18 protein-coding genes are annotated in these 20,319 nt (G+C 40.5%); 5 read left to right on the plus strand and 13 right to left on the minus strand.

Translation table 11 applies throughout. The features are described 5' to 3' along the window. Positions 1 to 52 precede the first annotated feature (52 nt). The 5 genes from E0409_RS01005 to yaaA form a co-directional block, all read right to left on the minus strand. Positions 53 to 412 carry a hypothetical protein gene (locus E0409_RS01005; protein ID WP_252151756.1) on the minus strand — a complete coding sequence of 120 codons (360 nt, stop codon included), beginning with the start codon at positions 410 to 412 and terminating at the stop codon, positions 53 to 55. Between the two features lie 86 nt (positions 413 to 498). Next, on the minus strand, positions 499 to 1,500 hold the full coding sequence (locus tag E0409_RS01010) for an adenosine deaminase (RefSeq protein WP_131286710.1): 1,002 nt from the start codon (positions 1,498 to 1,500) through the stop codon (positions 499 to 501). Between the two features lie 79 nt (positions 1,501 to 1,579). Then, the gene (locus E0409_RS01015; protein ID WP_131286712.1) at positions 1,580 to 2,902 is read right to left on the minus strand and encodes an NCS2 family permease; all 1,323 of its coding nucleotides are present in this window, start codon (positions 2,900 to 2,902) and stop codon (positions 1,580 to 1,582) included. Positions 2,903 to 3,281: 379 nt separating this feature from the next. After that, positions 3,282 to 3,515 carry a hypothetical protein gene (locus E0409_RS01020; protein WP_131286714.1) on the minus strand — a complete coding sequence of 78 codons (234 nt, stop codon included), beginning with the start codon at positions 3,513 to 3,515 and terminating at the stop codon, positions 3,282 to 3,284. 191 nt (positions 3,516 to 3,706) lie between these two features. Continuing rightward, positions 3,707 to 4,489 (minus strand): peroxide stress protein YaaA, encoded by a 783-nt coding sequence (yaaA, locus tag E0409_RS01025; RefSeq protein ID WP_131286716.1) that lies wholly within the window; start codon positions 4,487 to 4,489, stop codon positions 3,707 to 3,709. A gap of 124 nt (positions 4,490 to 4,613) precedes the next feature. Between yaaA and E0409_RS01030 the strand changes: the two genes are divergently transcribed. Further along, a complete protein-coding gene (locus E0409_RS01030) occupies positions 4,614 to 5,243 on the plus strand; it encodes an alpha/beta hydrolase (protein WP_131286718.1) in 630 nt (209 codons plus the stop codon). 208 nt (positions 5,244 to 5,451) lie between these two features. On the opposite strand, the gene E0409_RS01035 is transcribed toward E0409_RS01030, so the two are convergent. From E0409_RS01035 to pheA, 4 genes are all read right to left on the minus strand, one after another. Then, positions 5,452 to 5,832 carry a hypothetical protein gene (locus E0409_RS01035; RefSeq protein WP_131286720.1) on the minus strand — a complete coding sequence of 127 codons (381 nt, stop codon included), beginning with the start codon at positions 5,830 to 5,832 and terminating at the stop codon, positions 5,452 to 5,454. 109 nt (positions 5,833 to 5,941) lie between these two features. After that, positions 5,942 to 8,188 (minus strand): bifunctional prephenate dehydrogenase/3-phosphoshikimate 1-carboxyvinyltransferase, encoded by a 2,247-nt coding sequence (locus E0409_RS01040; RefSeq protein WP_131286721.1) that lies wholly within the window; start codon positions 8,186 to 8,188, stop codon positions 5,942 to 5,944. A 3-nt stretch (positions 8,189 to 8,191) separates the two neighbouring features. Continuing rightward, positions 8,192 to 9,298, minus strand: a complete 1,107-nt coding sequence (gene hisC / locus E0409_RS01045) for a histidinol-phosphate transaminase (RefSeq protein WP_131286724.1) — start codon at positions 9,296 to 9,298, stop codon at positions 8,192 to 8,194. Between the two features lie 78 nt (positions 9,299 to 9,376). Next, positions 9,377 to 10,486: a prephenate dehydratase gene (gene pheA, locus E0409_RS01050; protein WP_131286726.1), complete on the minus strand. Its 1,110-nt coding sequence runs from the start codon at positions 10,484 to 10,486 to the stop codon at positions 9,377 to 9,379. A 483-nt stretch (positions 10,487 to 10,969) separates the two neighbouring features. Here pheA and E0409_RS01055 point away from each other — a divergent pair, with 483 nt between their 5' ends. Together E0409_RS01055 and E0409_RS01060 are read left to right on the plus strand one after the other, a co-directional pair. Continuing rightward, positions 10,970 to 11,215 carry an AMP-binding enzyme gene (locus E0409_RS01055; RefSeq protein WP_502699776.1) on the plus strand — a complete coding sequence of 82 codons (246 nt, stop codon included), beginning with the start codon at positions 10,970 to 10,972 and terminating at the stop codon, positions 11,213 to 11,215. Positions 11,216 to 11,377: 162 nt separating this feature from the next. Continuing rightward, on the plus strand, positions 11,378 to 11,896 hold the full coding sequence (locus tag E0409_RS01060; RefSeq protein WP_131286728.1) for a type 1 glutamine amidotransferase domain-containing protein: 519 nt from the start codon (positions 11,378 to 11,380) through the stop codon (positions 11,894 to 11,896). 34 nt (positions 11,897 to 11,930) lie between these two features. Here E0409_RS01060 and E0409_RS01065 read toward each other — a convergent pair whose 3' ends face one another. Further along, the gene (locus E0409_RS01065; protein ID WP_131286730.1) at positions 11,931 to 13,073 is read right to left on the minus strand and encodes an acyl-CoA dehydrogenase family protein; all 1,143 of its coding nucleotides are present in this window, start codon (positions 13,071 to 13,073) and stop codon (positions 11,931 to 11,933) included. Between the two features lie 149 nt (positions 13,074 to 13,222). Continuing rightward, on the minus strand, positions 13,223 to 14,566 hold the full coding sequence (locus E0409_RS01070) for a dicarboxylate/amino acid:cation symporter (RefSeq protein ID WP_131286732.1): 1,344 nt from the start codon (positions 14,564 to 14,566) through the stop codon (positions 13,223 to 13,225). Between the two features lie 427 nt (positions 14,567 to 14,993). Between E0409_RS01070 and E0409_RS01075 the strand changes: the two genes are divergently transcribed. After that, positions 14,994 to 15,995 (plus strand): glycosyl transferase family protein, encoded by a 1,002-nt coding sequence (locus E0409_RS01075; RefSeq protein ID WP_131286734.1) that lies wholly within the window; start codon positions 14,994 to 14,996, stop codon positions 15,993 to 15,995. Between the two features lie 266 nt (positions 15,996 to 16,261). Here E0409_RS01075 and E0409_RS01080 read toward each other — a convergent pair whose 3' ends face one another. Then, positions 16,262 to 16,534: a YeaC family protein gene (locus tag E0409_RS01080; RefSeq protein WP_131286736.1), complete on the minus strand. Its 273-nt coding sequence runs from the start codon at positions 16,532 to 16,534 to the stop codon at positions 16,262 to 16,264. Positions 16,535 to 16,537: 3 nt separating this feature from the next. After that, entirely contained in the window at positions 16,538 to 17,479 is a 942-nt protein-coding gene (locus tag E0409_RS01085; RefSeq protein WP_131286738.1) for an NAD(+) kinase, read from the minus strand. A gap of 415 nt (positions 17,480 to 17,894) precedes the next feature. On the opposite strand from E0409_RS01085, the gene mrcB reads away from it, so the two are divergent. After that, positions 17,895 to 20,291: a penicillin-binding protein 1B gene (mrcB, locus tag E0409_RS01090; RefSeq protein WP_131286740.1), complete on the plus strand. Its 2,397-nt coding sequence runs from the start codon at positions 17,895 to 17,897 to the stop codon at positions 20,289 to 20,291. The last annotated feature ends 28 nt before the right edge of the window (positions 20,292 to 20,319 follow it).

The raw sequence follows: 20,319 nt of genomic DNA on the forward strand, positions 1-20,319 counted from the left end.
TAAAAAAGCCGCATCAGTTTATGCTAGGATGCGGCTTTTTCTTATTTCAAACTTACTTCAGGGCTTCTTGAGCACAACCCTTAACGCTATTTAACACGGCTTGTTTAATCAGACTATTTTTAGCCTCTTCACTCAACGATGCCATTGCCAGGTCTTTTGCAGACACATCATTCAGGGCATTATCACTCACACAGCCACAGATTTGTTTTTGCACCGAAGTTTGACGTTCTGAACTCATAAATAAGGCCGCTGATTGCCAGATTTTTGAATCATTGAGTTCACTTTTACAACCTTGTTCAACCACTGGTTTCAACATTTTCTGAGTTAAAGTAGAATTTTTATCGGTCGCAAAAACTGATACAGAACCAACCAACAAAGCAATAGCAGCTATCCAGCACAGACTCTTTTTCAAAATAAAACCTAATTTTTAACAAGTGATGATTGAGCAGATCAAAGTATCAATCTGCCCAATCCAAAAGCATTTTTCAAAGGAATGGATTACACCAAAGCATCAATCTGTTGTGACCATTTTTGTTTTTCAGCATCAGAGATAAATGATGCTTCAAACGAATTTTTAGCCAATTGCTTAAGCTCATCATTAGATAAATCCAAAGCTTCAGCAATCGCAATAAAGTTGTCATTCATATATCCACCAAAATACGATGGATCATCCGAATTTACAGTCACATGCACGCCTTGTTGCAATAAACGACGGATATTGTGTTGTGCCATATCATCGACCACACAGAGCTTTAAGTTACTTAAAGGACACACCGTTAAAGGCATTTTTTCCGCAATTAAACGTTGCATCAGTTTAGGATCTTCTTCTGAACGTACACCGTGGTCGATACGGTTGACCTTCAGTAAATCCAAAGCTTCCCATACATATTCTGCCGGACCTTCTTCACCGGCATGTGCTACCACCAAAAAGCCTGCTTCACGAGCTTTGGCAAATACCCGTTCAAACTTAGATGGTGGATGTCCCACTTCGCTTGAATCCAGACCTACAGCAATAATTTGATCTTTAAATGGCAAAGCCTGTTCTAAAGTTTCAAAAGCCGCTTCTTCACTTAAATGACGCAAGAAACACATGATTAAATGCGATGTAATGCCCCACTTGGCTTTTGCATCATCACAGGCGCGTTGCAAACCATTAATCACCATTGCGAATGCCACGCCACGATCGGTATGCGTTTGTGGATCGAAGAACATTTCAGTATGTACGACTTTATCTGCAGCGCATTTTTCAAAATATGCCCAAGCCAGATCATAAAAGTCTTGTTCGACTACTAAAACATTCGCGCCTGCATAATAAATGTCGAGGAAAGATTGCAGGTTGTGGAAGTTGTAGGCCTGTTTCACTTCATCTACAGATTTATACGGAATATCAATATGGTTACGTTGAGCAATGGCGAACATGAGTTCAGGCTCAAAAGTCCCTTCAATATGTACGTGTAACTCTGCTTTTGGCAGCGCTTGAATAAGCTCAAGTTGGTTCATATCTTATCCTTATAAAACTTTTTTCAAAAAATAAAAAAGGGTGCAAACTGAGTTTACACCCTACTGTGAATTTGGTGAATTAGCCACCAAATGCAGCAAATTTCAATGCCCACAGTGCCGCAATAATCCATACCATATATGGAACAGTTTTCGCCTTACCTGTACACAACTTAATCAACGCATAGCTAATGAAACCCATCGCAATACCATCTGCAATTGAATAAGCAAAAGGCATAAATACGATGGTTAAAAAGGCAGGAACCGCTTCAGTGATGTCTTCCCAGTCAATGTGTACAATTCCCTGAATCATCAACACACCCACAAATAGCAAGGCTGGTGCAGTCGCAAAACTTGGTACAGATTGCGCAAGTGGTGCTAAAAACAGGCATAACAAGAACATGATGCCAACAACAACAGCGGTTAAACCTGTACGACCACCTGCTGCAACACCCGCAGATGATTCAATATAAGGCGTTGTTGAAGATGTACCCAAAGCCGCACCTGCAACAATTGCAGTCGAATCGGCAAAAAGTGCTTTTTTCAAACGCGGCAGTTTACCGTCTTTCAATAAACCTGCACGATGTGATACACCCACCAATGTGCCTGTTGAGTCGAACAAATCGACCAGGAAGAATACAAAAATCACGCCCACCAAGCTAGCAGTGAACAAGCCTTGAAAGTCCATTTGCAGGAATGTTGGGGCAATAGATGGAATCTGACCAACCACGCCTTGAAATTGGTTATAACCCAATGCTGTCGCAATAGCAGTAATGACTAAAATACTGATAATAATCGCGCCACGCACTTTAAAGTGGTGCATCACTACAACCATTAAGAAACCAAGCAAAGCCAGCAGTACTGAAGGTTGTTTTAAATCACCCAAGCCCACTAAGGTTGCAGGATTATCGACAATAATGCCGGCATTTTTTAAAGCAACCAGTGCAAGGAACATACCAATACCACCGCCAATCGCCAGTTTTAATGACATTGGAATCGCATTGACAATGGCTTCACGAATTTTAAACATGCTGATCGCAATGAAGATCAAACCTGATACAAACACCGCAGCCAGTGCAGTTTGCCAAGGCACACCCATTCCCATACACACCGAATAGGTAAAGTAAGCATTCAAGCCCATACCCGGCGCAAGTGCGATTGGATAATTCGCAACAATCCCCATAACCAAACAACCGATTGCGGCTGCCAGACAGGTTGCGACAAAGACAGCCCCATGATCCATGCCTGTTTCGGACAAAATCATTGGATTGACAATAATGATGTAACACATCGTTAAGAAAGTGGTAACACCTGCAAGAACTTCTGTGCGAAAACTGGTTTTGTTTTCGCTTAACTTAAATAAGCGTTCAAGCATATTCTCTGAAGATGGATTAGGAGTCGTCATGACTTTACCCCGGTAAGTAAACTTTATGCCGTCAGCACGCTATAAAATTAATGATCCGCTACATCGAATCATCATTAATTTTATAGCTGTCAAAGCAATGGATATGCCAATTTTTCCATTTAAAAACAAGTAGATTGAACAATTTCTCATTGGAGCCAAAACAGTCAAATGACAAAAATTGTAAACAAAAAAGCTGCATAAAAGTTATGCAGCTCTACTTCGTTTAAATAAATCATATATTTATAAAACAAATATAATGATTCAATTATGGTTGTGGCAAATTATAGCACAATGATTTTTTATTGTTTCTAAAATTTATTATTCAATAAAATTCAATAAGATATACATAGTTTCAAATTTATGAATCAGCACTTCACGACTAAAGTTCACTTGATTTAGCAATGAAGCGATTTGAAGAATGAACGGGAAAGGCTTTAATCTCATTATTAGAAATAAATTTATTAGAATGGCTATCTGTGATATTAAGTGACTGATGTGCATCATCAATCAACTGCTTCACTTCTTTCTCTTTTTTTATTTCTGAATCCTGATAAACCCAATACCCGAGTACTAGCACGGCAAAAATAATGATGAGAATTAATAATTTTTTCATAACAAAATTTTATTATTTAGGTAACTTTTCATCATCATAACAAATAACCATAAAAAATGTCATATACATCACATTTCATCAAATGATTTTCCTGTATTTAACTTTAACCATTTTATTATTATCACAATTATTCTTTTAACCCTTAAAAAAATCCCGATTAGTTTCGGGATTTTTTGCCTACCAAAATAATCTTAAGCAGCTTGTTGCTCATCACGCTTAAACACCAATTCACCTTTGAGTGAACTTTCAGCATCAAAATAATAACCATCAGTATTAAATGATTTTAAGTCTTCTGCATTATTCAACTTATTTTCGATAATATAGCGTGCCATCAAACCCCGTGCTTTTTTGGCATAAAAGCTGATCACTTTGTATTTGCCATTTTTTTGATCCAAGAACACAGGCTTAATGATTTCAGCTTTAACTTTGCGCTCAATCACTGACTTATAATATTCATCCGACGCAATATTGACCAATAATTCTGAATTGGCTTGTTCCAAATCCTCATTAATCAAGCGGGTAATGTGATCGCCCCAGAATTGATATAAGTTATGACCACGTGTATTTTGCAATTTTGTGCCCATTTCTAAACGATACGGCATCATCAAATCTAAAGGACGCAATAAACCATAAAGCCCAGATAACATGCGCAAGTGATTTTGTGCAAATTCGATATGTTGATCATTCAGATCATAGGCATCTAAACCGGTATAAACATCGCCTTTAAAAGCAAATAAAGCCTGACGCGCATTGGAAAAATTAAACTCAGACTGCCAATCATTGAAACGTTCCACATTCAATTTGGCAATTTTTTCACTCACGCTCATTAAATTGGCGATATCTGCAGCAGACAGTTTACGACTTACGTCTATAAGTTCTTGTGAATGTTCCAGCAATCTTGGTAAGGTATGCGCATCGGTTGGTAATGCAGATTCATAATCTAAAGTCTTGGCAGGAGAAATTAAGGCGAGCATGAATAACCTGATCAAAAAATAATTAAACAAACTATAACAGTAGACTTATTTTATTTCCAATTTGTGTTTTTGCTGAACATTATCGGTAAAATATCTCATTCTCCTGTTATCCATCGGTTGCTATATGTCCGAGCAAATTTTCATTCAAGGCCCTGCCGGTCAACTTGAAATTTTTGTTGATTATCCACAGGGTGAAGTGAAAGGATTCGCGATTGTATGTCACCCCCACCCCTTGCAAGGCGGTAATCCGCAGCATAAGGTACCCACGCTTTTGGCTCAAATGTTTCTTGAGCGCGGTTGCATTGTCTATCGTCCGAGTTTTCGCGGTTCAGGTCAAAGTGATGGCCTCCATGACGAAGGCCATGGTGAAACGGATGATATTCTAGACGCCATTAAACAAATTCGCAGTAAACATATCAGCCTGCCTTTTTATGCGGGTGGCTTTAGTTTTGGCGCACATGTGATGGCGAAAAGTTATCATGCACTGCCTGATGAAATCAAACCGAAGCAATTGATTTTATGTGGTTTACCCACAGCGACTGTGGCAGGCCTACGCCATTATGTTACCCCTGCCATTAAAGGTGATATTCTGTTTATCCATGGTGAAGCCGATGAAGTCACTTTATTATCCGACTTAATCGAATGGGCTAAACCACAGCGTCATTTATTGACAATATTACCGGGTGCCAACCATTTCTTTACTGGATATTTAAAGCAATTGCGGATTGCGATCTCTCGCTTTTTAATTATCTAATCAGCATCGAAAAGTAATAAAAAAGACCGTCTTGAAGATGGTCTTTTTTATTACTTTTTAAATTTCATTTTTCTAGCAAATATATCTCTACTGAATGGGCTTTTTAGTATTTTTACAAGATGAGCAAATCGAAGAAATGACACATTAAAAAATGAGATGAGACAAAAATGCGACTTATAAAAGCCGCATTCATAGCTATATTTTACGATTAGCTGGTCGTCCATTTAAACTCACTAAAAGATTCATCTTCTTTTAAGGTGTTTTCAACCGCTTGAGCCAATTGGTTCAATAAACTTTGTTCGGTGATACGATCTAGCCAATCCTGCTCTTCATCCGGGTACGAGGTAATCTCGCAAACTAAATGCCCTTCTGCATCATGCCCCTGGCAAGTGACAGATAAAGGTAAAGATTGGTTGTCTACACTTACAGCAACCTGATCACCACTTTGTGACAAGGTCTGAAAACCGTATTGACCCAATTCTTTAGACAAGAGATCTGCAACATATTCCTGAGTCACATGACAATCATTCGGTTGCTGCGACACATGATTATGCTTTTCACAGTTTGCAGTAAATTGTAATTTTCTCATCGGTGCATCCAAACACATTCTTGTTGTATGGTTTTAGCATAAGCAATAAAAACAAAACAGCCAAGCAAAAGCTTGGCTGTTTTCCAACAAATATACAAAATTAGACTAATTACTCACTCACTTGAATCGCTAAACCGGCTTGATTTGCGAGTTCAGTGAATGTCGGGAAACTGGTTGCCACAGTTTCTGTACCGATAATTTTGATTTCGCCCGAAGTACGCAAGCCTGCCATACTAAAACTCATCGCAATACGATGGTCATGATGCGATTCAATTTCACCGCCATTGAAGATTGCAGACCAGTCACCTGATTTACCTTTACCTTCAATAATGATGCCATCATCTGTTGGTGTGCAGTCGATGCCCATGGTTTGCAAGCCATCTGCCATCACTTGAATACGGTCAGACTCTTTCACACGAAGTTCAGCAGCACCGGTCAAAATGGTTTGACCTTCGGCACATGCCGCAGCAATAAACAATGCCGGGAATTCATCAATCGCCAATGGCACCTGATCTTCTGGCATGTGAATGCCTTTTAAGGTACGCGTACCACGAATACGAATATCTGCAATTGGCTCACCACCGGCAATACGCTCATTTTCAACAGTCAAATCAGCGCCCATCTGTTTCAGGATTTCAATGACACCGGTACGGGTTGGGTTAATCCCGACCGCTTCCAGGGTCACATCTGAACCTTCAGTAATGGCAGCACCGACCATGAAAAACGCAGCAGATGAAATATCGGATGGCACCTGAATTTCAGTCCCCACCAATTTACCGCCACCTTGCAGTGAAATACGGTTACCTTCAGTTTTCACTTCATAACCAAAAGCACGCAGCATACGTTCAGTATGGTCACGGGTTGGCTCAGGTTCAGTCACCGAAGTTTCACCATTTGCCCAAAGACCCGCCAATAAAATCCCTGATTTCACCTGAGCCGATGCCATTGGCAAATCGTAGTGAATACCTTGAAGGTTTTGGCTGCCAGTAATTGAAACTGGCGGTGTCCCACGTTCACCTGTGGTTTGAATCTGTGCACCCATTTCCCGTAATGGTTTGGCAATACGTTCCATTGGACGTTTAGACAATGAAGCATCACCCGTCATCACAGAATCAAATTTTTGTGCAGACAACATGCCTGAAAGCAAACGCATGGATGTACCCGAGTTACCCATGTATAAGGCACTTACCGGTGCTTTTAAACCATTGATCCCCACACCATGAATAGTCACTTTACCATTCTTAGGTCCTTCAATGCTAACGCCCATATCACGGAATGCCTGAAGCGTCGCTAAAGCATCTTCACCTTCCAAGAAACCTGTCACGTGCGTTGTACCTTCAGCAATCGCACCAAACATGATGGAGCGATGTGACACCGATTTGTCACCTGGCACGGTAAATTTACCTTTAAATGTCTTATCACCTGGCAAAATGGTAAATTGTTGTGTCACTTTATCGTTCTCCATCAAAGGTTTTTTAGCGAGCATATGATTAAAGTGTTGTCGCGCTGCTTGTGCATGCTCCAACAGTCCGATCAATGCTTTGGAATCTTCATTTTCAATCAGCTTCCGAATTTGAGCAAGTTGCTGCTCAAAACCATCCACGGCATTCAAAATGGCTTTTTTATTGGCAAAAAAGATATCATGCCACATTTGTGGATCACTGGCTGCAATGCGCGAAAAATCTCGAAATCCACCAGCAGCATAACGGAAAATATCCAGATTATCTTCACGGTTTGCCAGTTGCTCAACCAGGTTAAAGGCCATCAAATGCGGAAGATGGCTGGTATGTGCCAGCACTTCATCATGCTTGTCCACATCCATGCAAATCACTTCCGCTTTGGCCGCTTGCCACAGTTGAATCAGTTTATCCACTGCCCAGTCACTACTCGTAGGTAGCGGTGTCAAAATGACTTTATGGTTGGCAAATAAATCGACCTTACCTGCATGCACACCGGTATGTTCTGCACCTGCAATCGGATGACCCGGTACAAAACCTTCGGGTAGATTTTCACCATACACCGCCTTTGCAGCCTCAACCACATTGCCCTTGGTACTTCCCACATCGGTAATAATGGTTTTCTCTGACAAATAAGGTTTGATGGTTTCCAGCACTTTTTGCGTTGCACGCACAGGCAAAGCCAAAACAACCAGATCCGCATCTTGTACTGCATCGACAGGGTTGCTATAGCCTTCCTGAATCAGTCCAAGCGCTTTTGCATCATCCAGCGTTTTTTGCGAACGGGTCGAAGCAACGATCTGCTTTGCCAGATTTTCAGCAATGATCACACGAGCCAGACTTGAGCCAATCAGCCCAAGTCCAATAAAGGCAACTTTTTCAAACAGTGGCTGAGACATGGCTTAGGCTTTTTCCTCTACAGCACTATTTGCTAAATCAAGGACTTTGGCAAGTGCTGTCAGGAACTTGGCATTTTCAGCTTCAGTACCAATTGATACACGCAGGTGATTTGCAATACCAACTGGACGGACAATCACACCTTCTTTCAATAATGCATTGAACGTCTGTGCAGGGTCAGCCTGAACATCGACCAAAATAAAGTTGGCACGTGAAGGTACATAATCCAGACCAAGAGCAGCAAAACCTTGTTCAAGCTGCTTCATGCCCGCTTTATTGACAATACGCGATTGTTCAATAAAGTCTTCATCTTTCAATGCGGCTACAGCTGCGACCATTGCAAGATGATTCACATTAAATGGCTGACGAATACGGTTCAAGTAATCAGTCACTTCAGCTGATGCCAAGGCAAAACCTACACGAAGTGCAGCCAAGCCATAACATTTAGACAAGGTACGGCTGACAATGATGTTTGGATATTGCTCAAGGAATTTCAAACTGTTGAAGTTTTCCGGGAAATATTCCACATAAGCTTCATCCAGAACCACAATCACATTGGCCGGTACTTTTTGCATGAAAGCTTCAAATTCAGCTTCTTCAAACCAAGTTCCGGTTGGGTTGTTTGGATTGGCAATAAAAATCAGTTTGGTATTGTCTTTAATCGCCGCTGCCATGGCATTCAGGTCATGAGCAAAGCCTTTTGCAGGCACTTCAATCGCTTCTGCATTAATCGCTTGAGTCACCAAAGCATATACGGCAAATGCATGCTGGCTATATACCACAGAATCTTTTTCTGAAACGAATGCACGGGCAAACATTTCAAGCAAGTCGTTTGAACCATTACCCAAAGTAATCCGGTCAGCAGTCACGCCAAATTGTGTCTGAATCTGGTCTTTTAAAATAAAACCGCCACCGTCTGGATAGCGTCCAATTTCTGCCAGTTCAGCAGCCACGGCTTGCTTCACCTTTTCAGAACAACCCAACGGATTTTCATTCGAGGCCAATTTGACGATATCAGTAATCCCTAACTCACGCTCAAGTTCACTAATAGGTTTACCTGGTTGATAAGGCTTTAACTTTGAGATGCCTTCATTGGCAGGGACAAACGACATGTTACTCTTCCAGTTATTTCAAGTGATAAACGTGGTCAACCTCACTTTAAAATTGACCACTGCTTTGATGGATAAGATTTACAATACTGCAATCGGGTAAGAACCCAACACTCGAACTTCTTTCACCAAAGGACGAATTTCTTCAATTGCTGCTTTGACATTTTCTTGCTCAACATGGCCTTCCAGGTCAATGAAGAAAACATAGGCCCATTTTTCAGGCAATGCAGGACGAGTTTCAATACTGGTTAGACTAATGTTGTGTTTTGCGAAGGGTGCCAGAATTTCCAGTAAGGCACCGGCACGGTCATGTGCAGAAATCAGCAATGAAGTTTTGTCATTACCACTTGGTGGCACTTTTTCACGGCCAATCACCAAGAAACGCGTGGTATTTTCCGGGTTATCTTCGATGTTGCCGTGTAGAATTTCCAGGTCATAAATACTTGCAGCGACATCAGAGGCGATTGCTGCTGAATGCCATTCATTGCGAATACGGCGGGCAGCTTCTGCATTTGAACTTAAGGCAACACGTTCAACACCCGGATAATGTGCATCTAACCAGCCACGGCATTGTGCCAGAGTTTGTTGATGTGCATAAATCTGTTTGATGCTGTCTTTACGGGTATTCGATGACACTAAAAATTGATGATGGATACGCAGTTCAACTTCGCCAATCACGTTTAAGTGCGAAGACTTGAAACAGTCTAAAGTATGGTTCACTACACCTTCAGATGAGTTTTCAACCGGCACCAAACCATAATGCGCACTGCCCGCTTCGACTTCACGGAACACTTCATCAATGGTTGGAAGTGGGCGGACAATCGCATCCTGACCAAAATGTTTCAGTACTGCTGAATGGGTATACGTGCCGACAGGCCCCAGGAATGCAATACTTTGTGGGGCTTCTAGTGCCAGACAAGCCGACATGATTTCGCGGAATAAACGCGCCATGGTCACATCAGATAACGGTCCTTCATTACGCTGCATAACATTACGTAAAACTTGTGCTTCACGTTCAGGACGGTAAAACATCGGATTCTCTTCAGAAGCAAATTTTGCTTTTGCCACTGCTTCTGCCAATTTCGCTCGACGATTGATAAGTTGTTGAATCTGCTGATCTACAGAGTCAATATCCTCACGAATTTGAGCAAGGTCAAGAGAAGTCTTGGTGTTTTGATCGTCGTGGATCATTGTTATGTCGCCCTTCGAAAACATTATGCAAACAGTATAACAATAGTTAGCTTTCAAATGTTACGCAATAAGACTTTGATTGATTCAGTCTTAAAAACATACAGTTGATTTAATCAGCAATTTTATTCCTCATGTTTTTGTCATGAATATTTAAAATTGATGACTTTTTGCCCATTTGCTCAAAATTGAGCTATAAGCGTAGGTCGTTAAATCTGGATCAGCCCTGCAAATTTTATGTCATTTAGTGGTATGGATTTATCGATATTTGCAAATAAGCTCATATTTTTCAGGTCTTATTCAGCAAAGATTATCGATTGATTTTTTTGTATGGCATCAAATTCATTGAACAGATTTGAGCATTGCGAAAACACCTGTTTACTCGATGTTAAAAGATCAATGTCAGGACCAACATAAAAAATCGAATGTTGATGGTTAGTTACATACCGGTGATATTGCCAAATTTATCCCAATGAAATTGAAGCTATTCTGGCAGAACATCCTGATGTCATTGAGGCTGCAGTCATTGGCATACCGGATGAACACACTGAAGAATCCCTCAAAGCCTTCATTACGTCCAGTAACCCAAACCTTTCAAGCGATCACATGATAAAACACTGCAAAGAAAACCTGACTGCCTATAAAGTTCCCAAATTCATTGAGATATTGAATGGGTTACCAAAGTCAACAGTCGGAAAAATCCTACAGACTGAACTTCGACAAAGGGAATAACAAAAAAATATCGCTTAGACTCAACTCATTACAACACTAAAACCTATCCCTAAAGCCCTATTTTCAGGGCTTTCTCTTTTGCAATAGCCATTTACCAAACTCCATCACAAAACTTTAATGTTTAATTTATAGTCTTTTAATAAAGCAATTCAGAGAATAATAATGTCAAAAAGAATCGCCGTTTTAGTGACTCATGATTTTGAAGATTTGGAATACTCAGAACCCGTACAGGCCTTTCGTGCCGCACGTCATAGTATTTTGAATATTGAAAATAGAGCAGGTAATATTGTCTATGGTAAAAAGCGGAAATCTGCAGTGACCATCGACCAAAGTATTGATGAAGTTTCAGTGCATGATTTTGATGCCTTACTCATTCCCGGTGGTCATTCCCCTGACCACCTGTGTAATGATGCTCGTTTTGTCAATTTTATACGTAAATTTGCCAATGCAAAAAAGCCCATTATGAGTATTTGTCACAATCCCCAGCTACTGATTAGCGCAAAAGTAGTGAAAGGGCGATTAATGACTACGCTTAAAACTTTCGCCACTGATCTGATCAATGCTGGCGCAGTGTATTACGACGTAGGAGTCGTGAATGATAATAATCTGTATATATCTTCACGTTCACCTGACGATTTACCCGCCTTTATTGAAGAAAGCCTGATGGTCTTGAGTCAATAAAAAAGAGCCTAATGGCTCTTTTTTATTTTAAGGATTAGCGTCCCAATATACTGCGTGCCACAATTTCTTTCATAATTTCATTGGTACCACCATATATTCGTTGAATACGGGCATCCACAAAGAAACGTGAAATTGGATATTCGGTCATATAGCCATACCCGCCAAACAGTTGTAATAAGTTATCGGCAATTTTCATTTGCATATCTGTACTGAAACTTTTTAATGCCGCAGCAGTTTCTACATCAAGTTTACCCTGCATATACAGTTCGACATTTTGGTTATAAAACGCGGCTGTTGCCAGTTCATCAATTTTCGCTTGTGCCAAAACAAAACGGGTATTCTGAAATTGGCTAATCGGCTGACCAAAAGCTTGACGTTCTTTTACATAAGCAATCGTGACATCAATTGAACCGCGAATCGCACCAATGGCTGTTGATGCAATCGCAGTACGTTCACGTGGTAACTCTTGCATTAAATAGGCGAAGCCTTGACCCGGCTGACCCAGTAATTGATCCTTCGGTACTTTAATATTATCGAAGAATAATTCAGAGGTATCTTGTGAATGCAAACCAATTTTGTTCAGGTTGCTACCCTTTTTAAAGCCTTCTAAATGCGTATCCAGTAGCAATAAAGATACGCCTTTTGCACGTGCTTGCGGATCAGTTTTGGCTGCCAGCACCACCAAATCGGCATGTTGACCATTTGAAATAAAGGTTTTAGAACCATTTAACAGGTAGTGATCATCCTGCAAAATCGCATTAGTACGCATAGCCTGTAAATCTGAACCTGCCCCCGGTTCAGTCATCCCAATGGCACCGACCACCTCACCAGAAACCATTTTCGGCAACCAGTATTGTTTTTGCTCTTCAGTCCCAATATGCAAAATATACGGCGCTGCAATTTCAGAATGGCATGAAATACCGGTGGATAATGCACTAAATCCTGCGCGCGCAGACTCTTCAACCAGCATGAGTGAGTAATGGGTTGGAACCCCATAACCGCCATATTCTTCGGGCACATCGACACACAAGAAACCATTTTCGCCCAATGCATTCCAGATCGAACGCGGCATAATGCCTTCTTGCTCCCACTGTTCATAATGCGGTGCAACATGCTCATTCAAAAAGCGTCTAAAGTTATCGCGAAACAGTTCTAAATCAGCATCATAAGCCAACATATAGCGTCCTTGTATCTGGTTGTTGTATTTATTCCTACCCCATCCTATTCATTTTATAGAAATCTGTCATGTTCTACAGGCATCATATTTCATGACTTTTGGGTCAATAAAAAAGGAAGCCGAAGCTTCCTTTTTAAGGTCAAAGAGAATTAAGCATGCGGCTTAACTTCTTCTTCCATCAGGCTATCAATTTCAGCTGGATTTGCTAATGCATAATCAAGCTTGTCTTTGTCTAGTTGACCAACCCATTTTGCAACCACCAAAGTTGCCAATGAGTTACCCACCAAGTTAGTCAATGCACGCGCTTCTGACATGAAACGGTCAATACCCAGAATCAATGCCAGACCTGCCACTGGAATATGACCCACTGCTGACAATGTCGCAGCCATGACAATAAAGCCAGAACCCGTTACACCCGCTGCACCTTTAGAAGAAATCAACAACACCACAAGTAATGTAATTTGATGTTCAATATCCAACGGTGTATTGGTTGCTTGGGCAATAAAGATTGCTGCCATGGTCAGGTAAATAGACGTACCATCCAGATTAAATGAATAACCTGTTGGAATGACCAGACCCACCACTGACTTTTCCGCACCCGCAAGTTCAAGTTTTTTCAACATACGTGGCAATACTGATTCTGAAGATGAAGTACCCAGTACAATCAACAGCTCTTCACGAATCAGGCGAATCATTTTCATGATGCTAAAGCCTGTGATACGTGCAATCGTCCCTAAAACAAGGAAAATAAACAGCAGACAGGTAAGGTAGAAACAGATGATTAACTGTGCCAACTGCGCCAGTGAACCAATACCGTATTTACCAATGGTAAATGCCATCGCACCAAACGCACCGATCGGCGCCAACTTCATAATCATGTTTACGATATTAAAGAATACATGGGCAATTTGGTCGACCAGTTTCAATACTGGTTTACCGGCATCACCAAGTTTATGCAGCGCAAAACCGAACAGAATAGCGAAAAGCAGTACTTGTAGAATTTCACCTTCAGCAAATGCACCCACCACCGTATTCGGGATGATATTCATCAGGAAATCGACGGTCGATTGCGATTGACCTGATTCTACATATTTAGAAATACCTGAGGTATCTAAAGATGCAGGATCAATGTTCATGCCTACACCTGGTTTTGCAATATTAATTACAAGTAAACCGATCAGTAAGGCAATCGTTGAAACTATTTCAAAGTAAAGTAAAGCAACACCACCAGTTTTACCCACTGATTTCATGCTTTCCATACCAGCAATACCACTAACGACAGTACAGAAGATTACTGGCGCGATGATCATTTTAATCAAACGAATAAAAGCATCACCTAAAGGTTTAAGTTGTTCACCTAAGCCTGGAACATGTTGTTCTGCACCATTGATTATTTGCGTTCCACTTGGTGAAAAATGACCAACGAGGATACCCGCAATAATGGCAACAATCACTTGAAAATAGAGTGACTTATAAATTGGTTTTTTAGCCATGACATTACTTCACGATATATTTATAAATAAGAAATATTCAGTTTTTGTCTATTTTCAAAAAATAAACAGCCCAAAACCCTTTTGCCAAGCAAAAGAGCGCCAAGGCATTGAATTCCTTCAATACTGAACAATAATACGTATTATGAATGTGATTAAAAATCACGATATTCTGAACTTTTCCAAATTCAAAATCGTTAGATCAGGAGATTGCAATGCAACGAAAATTTACCATAGATTAAATTTTACCTAATTTTTTAGCATTTATTCTCGTTTATTTGTTAATAAGACTAAATAATCGCCTATTTCTTATTAGACATTAGTCTAGATTCGACCCATCAAGTTTTATTGGAATTAAGCTGAAATATTTCTATCAACTTTATAAAATATCCGCATACTTATTTTACTTGCCCATTAAAAAGTTAGCCTTATGCAAACCAAAAGAAACATCTACAAAGATTTTGAACATCCTTTTGCACAATATGTCCGTATTGTAGGTAAAGGAAAAAATGGTGCACGTTCGCTCAGTTATGATGAAGCCTATCAAGCCTTTAGCATGATCTTGAAAGATGAAGTGCTGGATGTTCAGCTGGGTGCTTTCTTAATGCTATTACGTGTTAAAGAAGAATCTGTAGATGAACTGGCCGGTTTTGTACAAGCCACCCGTGACCAACTCAATTTTAAAACCTTAGATGTCGATTTAGATTGGTCATCGTATGCAGGTAAACGTAAGCATTATCCATGGTTTTTATTGGCAGCACTGACTTTGGCACAACAGGGTTATAAAATTGTCATGCATGGCGCATCGGGTCATACCATTAACCGTCTTTATACTGAACAGGTATTAGAATACCTAGGTTACGCTATTTGCCAAAATGACACAGATGTGAAACAACAATTACAACAACGCAATTTTGCCTATATTCCTTTAGAAGTGATTTCACCCATCTTAAGTGACTTGATTGCCTTACGTAACGTGATGGGCTTACGTTCACCGATTCATACCCTAGCCCGTTTAATTAATCCCTTCAATGCCAAAGCAACGGTGCAAGCGATCTTCCATCCTGCCTATCGAACTTCACACCAGCAAGCGGCTTTTAAATTGGGTTATAAAAACAGTGCTGTGATTAAAGGTGAAGGTGGGGAATTTGAACGTAATCCTGATGCTAAAACTTTAATTTGTGGCATTAAAAATGGCGAGCTGTACGAGCACGAATTACCTAAATTGACTGAAAACCGTAGCCCGATTGAGGAAGAACTGGATTTAGCGGTTTTTAAAGCAGTTTGGGAAGGCAAGCAAAGTCATGAATATGGTGAAATTGCAGTAACTGAAACCATGGGGATTGCTTTATATACCATGGGCGCTTGTGATTCTTATGATGAGACAATGTTAAAGGCCAAAGAGCTTTGGGCAAACCGAAAAGTTATTTAATAGATTAAAGGGTCAGGCTCTGCGGAGTCTTAACGCTCATAATCGAATATTGGGAGCTCGTTGTGTTACTTTTTAAAAATGAGTAACACTGTTACGCAAGAAAACTTTTACCATTCGCAAAACTCGGCAAATACCACCGAGTATCATGTCTCTCGCAAAAACAGGACTATATTAATATAGTCCTGCCTCGAACAGTTGCGAATGGCTTTTCCGTGTAGCCATAATCAACTTTTATTTAAAGTTTAACTACTCAAAACAACCCATCATTAGACGAAACGAATTGGCTTAAACTCTTCGTCTTGCTGCGGGTCATGTGAATCGCAGTGTTCATCTTCTTCTTTGGTTCCGCGGTCAATATAGCCACTACGTTCAGTTTCAGGCAAATTTTTCATTTCCCAAGCATAAACTGCCTGCATACAGGTTTGACGCTGCTCTTTGCTGAGCGCTACGCCATTTGGCCATTTACCAATTTCCACTGCTGTCTTTAAACGCGAAACAATTTCAGGATCGAGTACGGCCAGCATTTGTTCAATATTCATCATTTAATCCTGCTGTTGTAAAGAGTCAAAATCTTGATTCCAACCAAGTTTGGTACGGCATGCCATATAGAAGTCATACCCTGGCGGATGAAGTAAATTCAATTTAAATGGATGTTTACGGATATGTAAACTATCCCCAACATTGAGTGAAACGCTATGTTGACCATCAGCACTGACCATGGGTAACACGCGATTTTCACGAATCATAATCTTAATTTCACTTTGCCCACCGACCACAATAGGACGTGAAGACAAGGTATGTGGATGCATCGGTACCAAAGAAATGGCATCCATACTTGGATGGACAATCGGTCCACCACCCGACAAAGCATATGCTGTAGAACCAGTCGGTGTAGAGACAATCAGACCATCACTATGCTGACGATAGACATATTGACCATCAATATTCAGTTCGAAGTCAATCATATGAACCGACCTGCCAGAATGTAAAACCACATCATTCAGCGCAATGGCATCATAAATACTTTCACCTTTGGAACGAATTTCCATTTCCAGCAAGAAACGGCGATCCAACTGAAACTGACCTTTGAGCACTTGGTCAAGCTTGAATATAACTTCGGTCGGCTTAATATCGGTTAAAAAGCCCAAACGACCACGGTTCACACCAATCACAGGCGTATTGTGTTTTACCAGTGCGCGTGCAGCATGCAATAAAGAGCCATCGCCACCGACCACAATCACCAAATCAACCACTTCACCCAGTAAAGCACGACTGACGGTTTGCGTATTGGGATAAGGAACTAGTTCTGCTGTTTGAGAATCAAAAACAGGATGAAGCCCTAAACTTAAAAGATGATCATGAATGAGACTTAAAGTTTCAACAACGGAGGATTTATCTGGACGTCCTATTAATCCGATGTTTCGAAAAGTCTTGTGTGAAATTTGCACCTGAGTCATCGCTCCGCTACGATTCCTGCCTATCATAGCATTAACCCTATTCATTTTAAAAAACTTTAAAGTTTCATGTAGCACTCTCTATAGATGAATGATTTACTAAACAACGATTTGCATCCCATCCATATACCCACTACAACAAACATTTGTACAAATTTAAATAATATTGATTTTTTATGATAAAGATCACATTTTATAAGTAGTATCTTGAGATCTATAATGCAGCTCAATACCTCATGTCTATAAATGTGCTCTAAAATCAACCCAACATCTCCAAAAAAAAGACTAAGCTGTAAAAACAACATCTTTTATAAAATCAATAACTAATTACAAATATTCTGTGCTTTTTATCGCAATATTTTATCTTCATTCACAGATTAATTATTGCAAATAAGTGAAAAGCTTCGCATGATTAGCACAATTAATCAGGATCTTATAATAGTTGATGAAGTCTGAACGTGGTATCGGTTTACTAGCGCTTATTTTTTCAATATTAGTCATTGGTGCTTTCTTGACTTTTAGCATCTATTTAATCCGAATGGACAATATTGTGCGGAATAAATTTGAAGGACAACGTTGGGATATTCCGGCGAAAGTATTTGCTCGTCCTTTGGAAATCTATACCAATGCCCCGGTTAATCAAACAGACTTTACTCAAGAGCTGAAATTACTCGGCTATAAAAATTCTGATAGCTATACCAAATCGGGAAGTTACGTTACCTCAGGTGATGCACTGTATGTGCATACACGTGGTTTCGACTTTGGCGATAGCGCAGAACCTGAACAGGTGTTAAAAGTCACCTTTAACAATGATCAAGTGGGTGAAGTCAGTGCGACCAAACCTTCATCTACCGGTATTGCTCGTTTAGAACCTTTGTTGATTGGCGGCATTTACCCGCAACACAATGAAGACCGTGTGCTGATTAAACTCGACAAAGTCCCTAAACCTTTAATTGAAGCACTCATTGCGACAGAAGACCGTAACTTCTATCATCATCATGGGGTTTCAGTCCGCGGTACAGCACGTGCTTTAGTCAGTAATGTCACCGGTGGCAAACGTCAAGGTGGTTCAACTCTAACCCAGCAATTGGTTAAAAACTTTTATTTAAGCCCAGAAAAAACCTTAAAACGCAAAGTAAATGAAGCCTTGATGGCACTGTTAATTGAGCTTCATTATGATAAAGATGAAATTCTAGAAGCTTATTTAAATGAAGTGAACTTGGGTCAAAATGGTAACTATTCTATTAATGGTTATGGTCTGGCTTCACAGTTTTACTTCGGCTTACCGCTGAGTGAATTGAATATCGCTCAACAAGCCTATTTGGTCGGTTTGGTTCAAGGACCAACACTTTTCAATCCGTGGAGAAATCCAGAAGGTGCAAAAAGACGTCGTGATATTGTGCTAAACAATATGCTCGTGATGGGCTATCTGACTCAGGAACAGTTTGAGCAGGAAGTAGCACGACCACTCAATGTGATTGCGAAACCGACTTTAGGCCCTGCCCGCTTCCCGGATTTTCTGGATATTGTGCGTCGACAACTACGTACTGAATATCAAGAAGGTGATTTAACCAATCAAGGTTTAAGAATTTTCACCACACTTGATCCGATTGCACAAACCAAAGTCCAAGAGGCTTTTAAAGCTTCAGTTTCCGGTTTAGCCAATGCCAATCCTAAACGTTTAAAAGATTTGCAAGGTGCGGTTTTAATTTCACATCCTGAAAATGGTGAACTGGTTGCAGCAGTGGGTTCTACACAAGACTTTACCGGTTTTAACCGTGCTTTAGATGCAAAACGTCAAGTGGGTTCTTTACTTAAACCGGTGATTTATTTAAGTGCCATTGAATCGGGACGTTACAACTGGGCAAGCCCAATTGAAGATAGCGCGATGAATATTGTCAGTGAAGGAAAAACCTGGACGCCTAAAAACTATAGCGGTGGTGATCATGGGGTTGTGCCAATGGCAGAAGCATTGGCGAATTCCTATAACCTTGCAGCAGTGCGTTTAGGTCAAGAATTTGGGCTTTCCACCTTCAGTAATCATCTGAAAAAATTTGGTGTGACTTCAGATATTCCAACTTATCCTTCTATCTTCCTCGGTGCAGTTGATATGTCACCGATGGAAGTGATGAGCATTTATAGCAACTTTGCTACGGGCGGATTTAAATACCCAATCAAATCAATTCGTTCTGTTGTAGATGCAAACGGACGTTTACTGGATCGTTATGGTCTGACCGTTCAAAAAACCATTGACCCTTCTGCCGCATATATTTTGAATTATGGCTTACAACAAGTGATGAGTTCAGGTACAGGTCGTTCGGCTTATAGCGCGTTACCAACCAGTTTAAAACTGGCAGGGAAATCGGGAACCACCAATGATACGCGTGACTCATGGTTTGCAGGTTATTCGGGTAATTATTTAAGTGTGGTTTGGTTAGGTCTGGATGACAATAAAGTTACCGGTTTAACCGGTTCGTCAGGTGCCCTGCCTGTTTGGACCAATGTCATGAAGCAACTGCGCCAAAAACCGGTGAACTTACGCCAAACTGAAAATGTACAATGGCAATGGATTGACCGCACGACTGGCTATTTATCTGCCCAAGGGTGTGAAGGTGCAATGTATATTCCATTACTACGCAATAATGTGCCACGCCAAGCTACAGCATGTGGTTTACCGCATTATCAAGTCGAGCCGGGTTACAATTCTGACACCGAAAGCAATCAGGCTGCACCTGCAGAAAACGATAGTATCGAAAACTATATTCGTGAAAGTGAAACTGAAATGCCGCGTGACTCTTCCAATGATAGTCAGGTCATTTCAAGCGGTAGCTATGATAATTAGTGGTGACAATTCATAATGAATGTTCGAT

The organism is Acinetobacter sp. ANC 4862, from assembly GCF_004336635.1.
Classification (GTDB): domain Bacteria; phylum Pseudomonadota; class Gammaproteobacteria; order Pseudomonadales; family Moraxellaceae; genus Acinetobacter.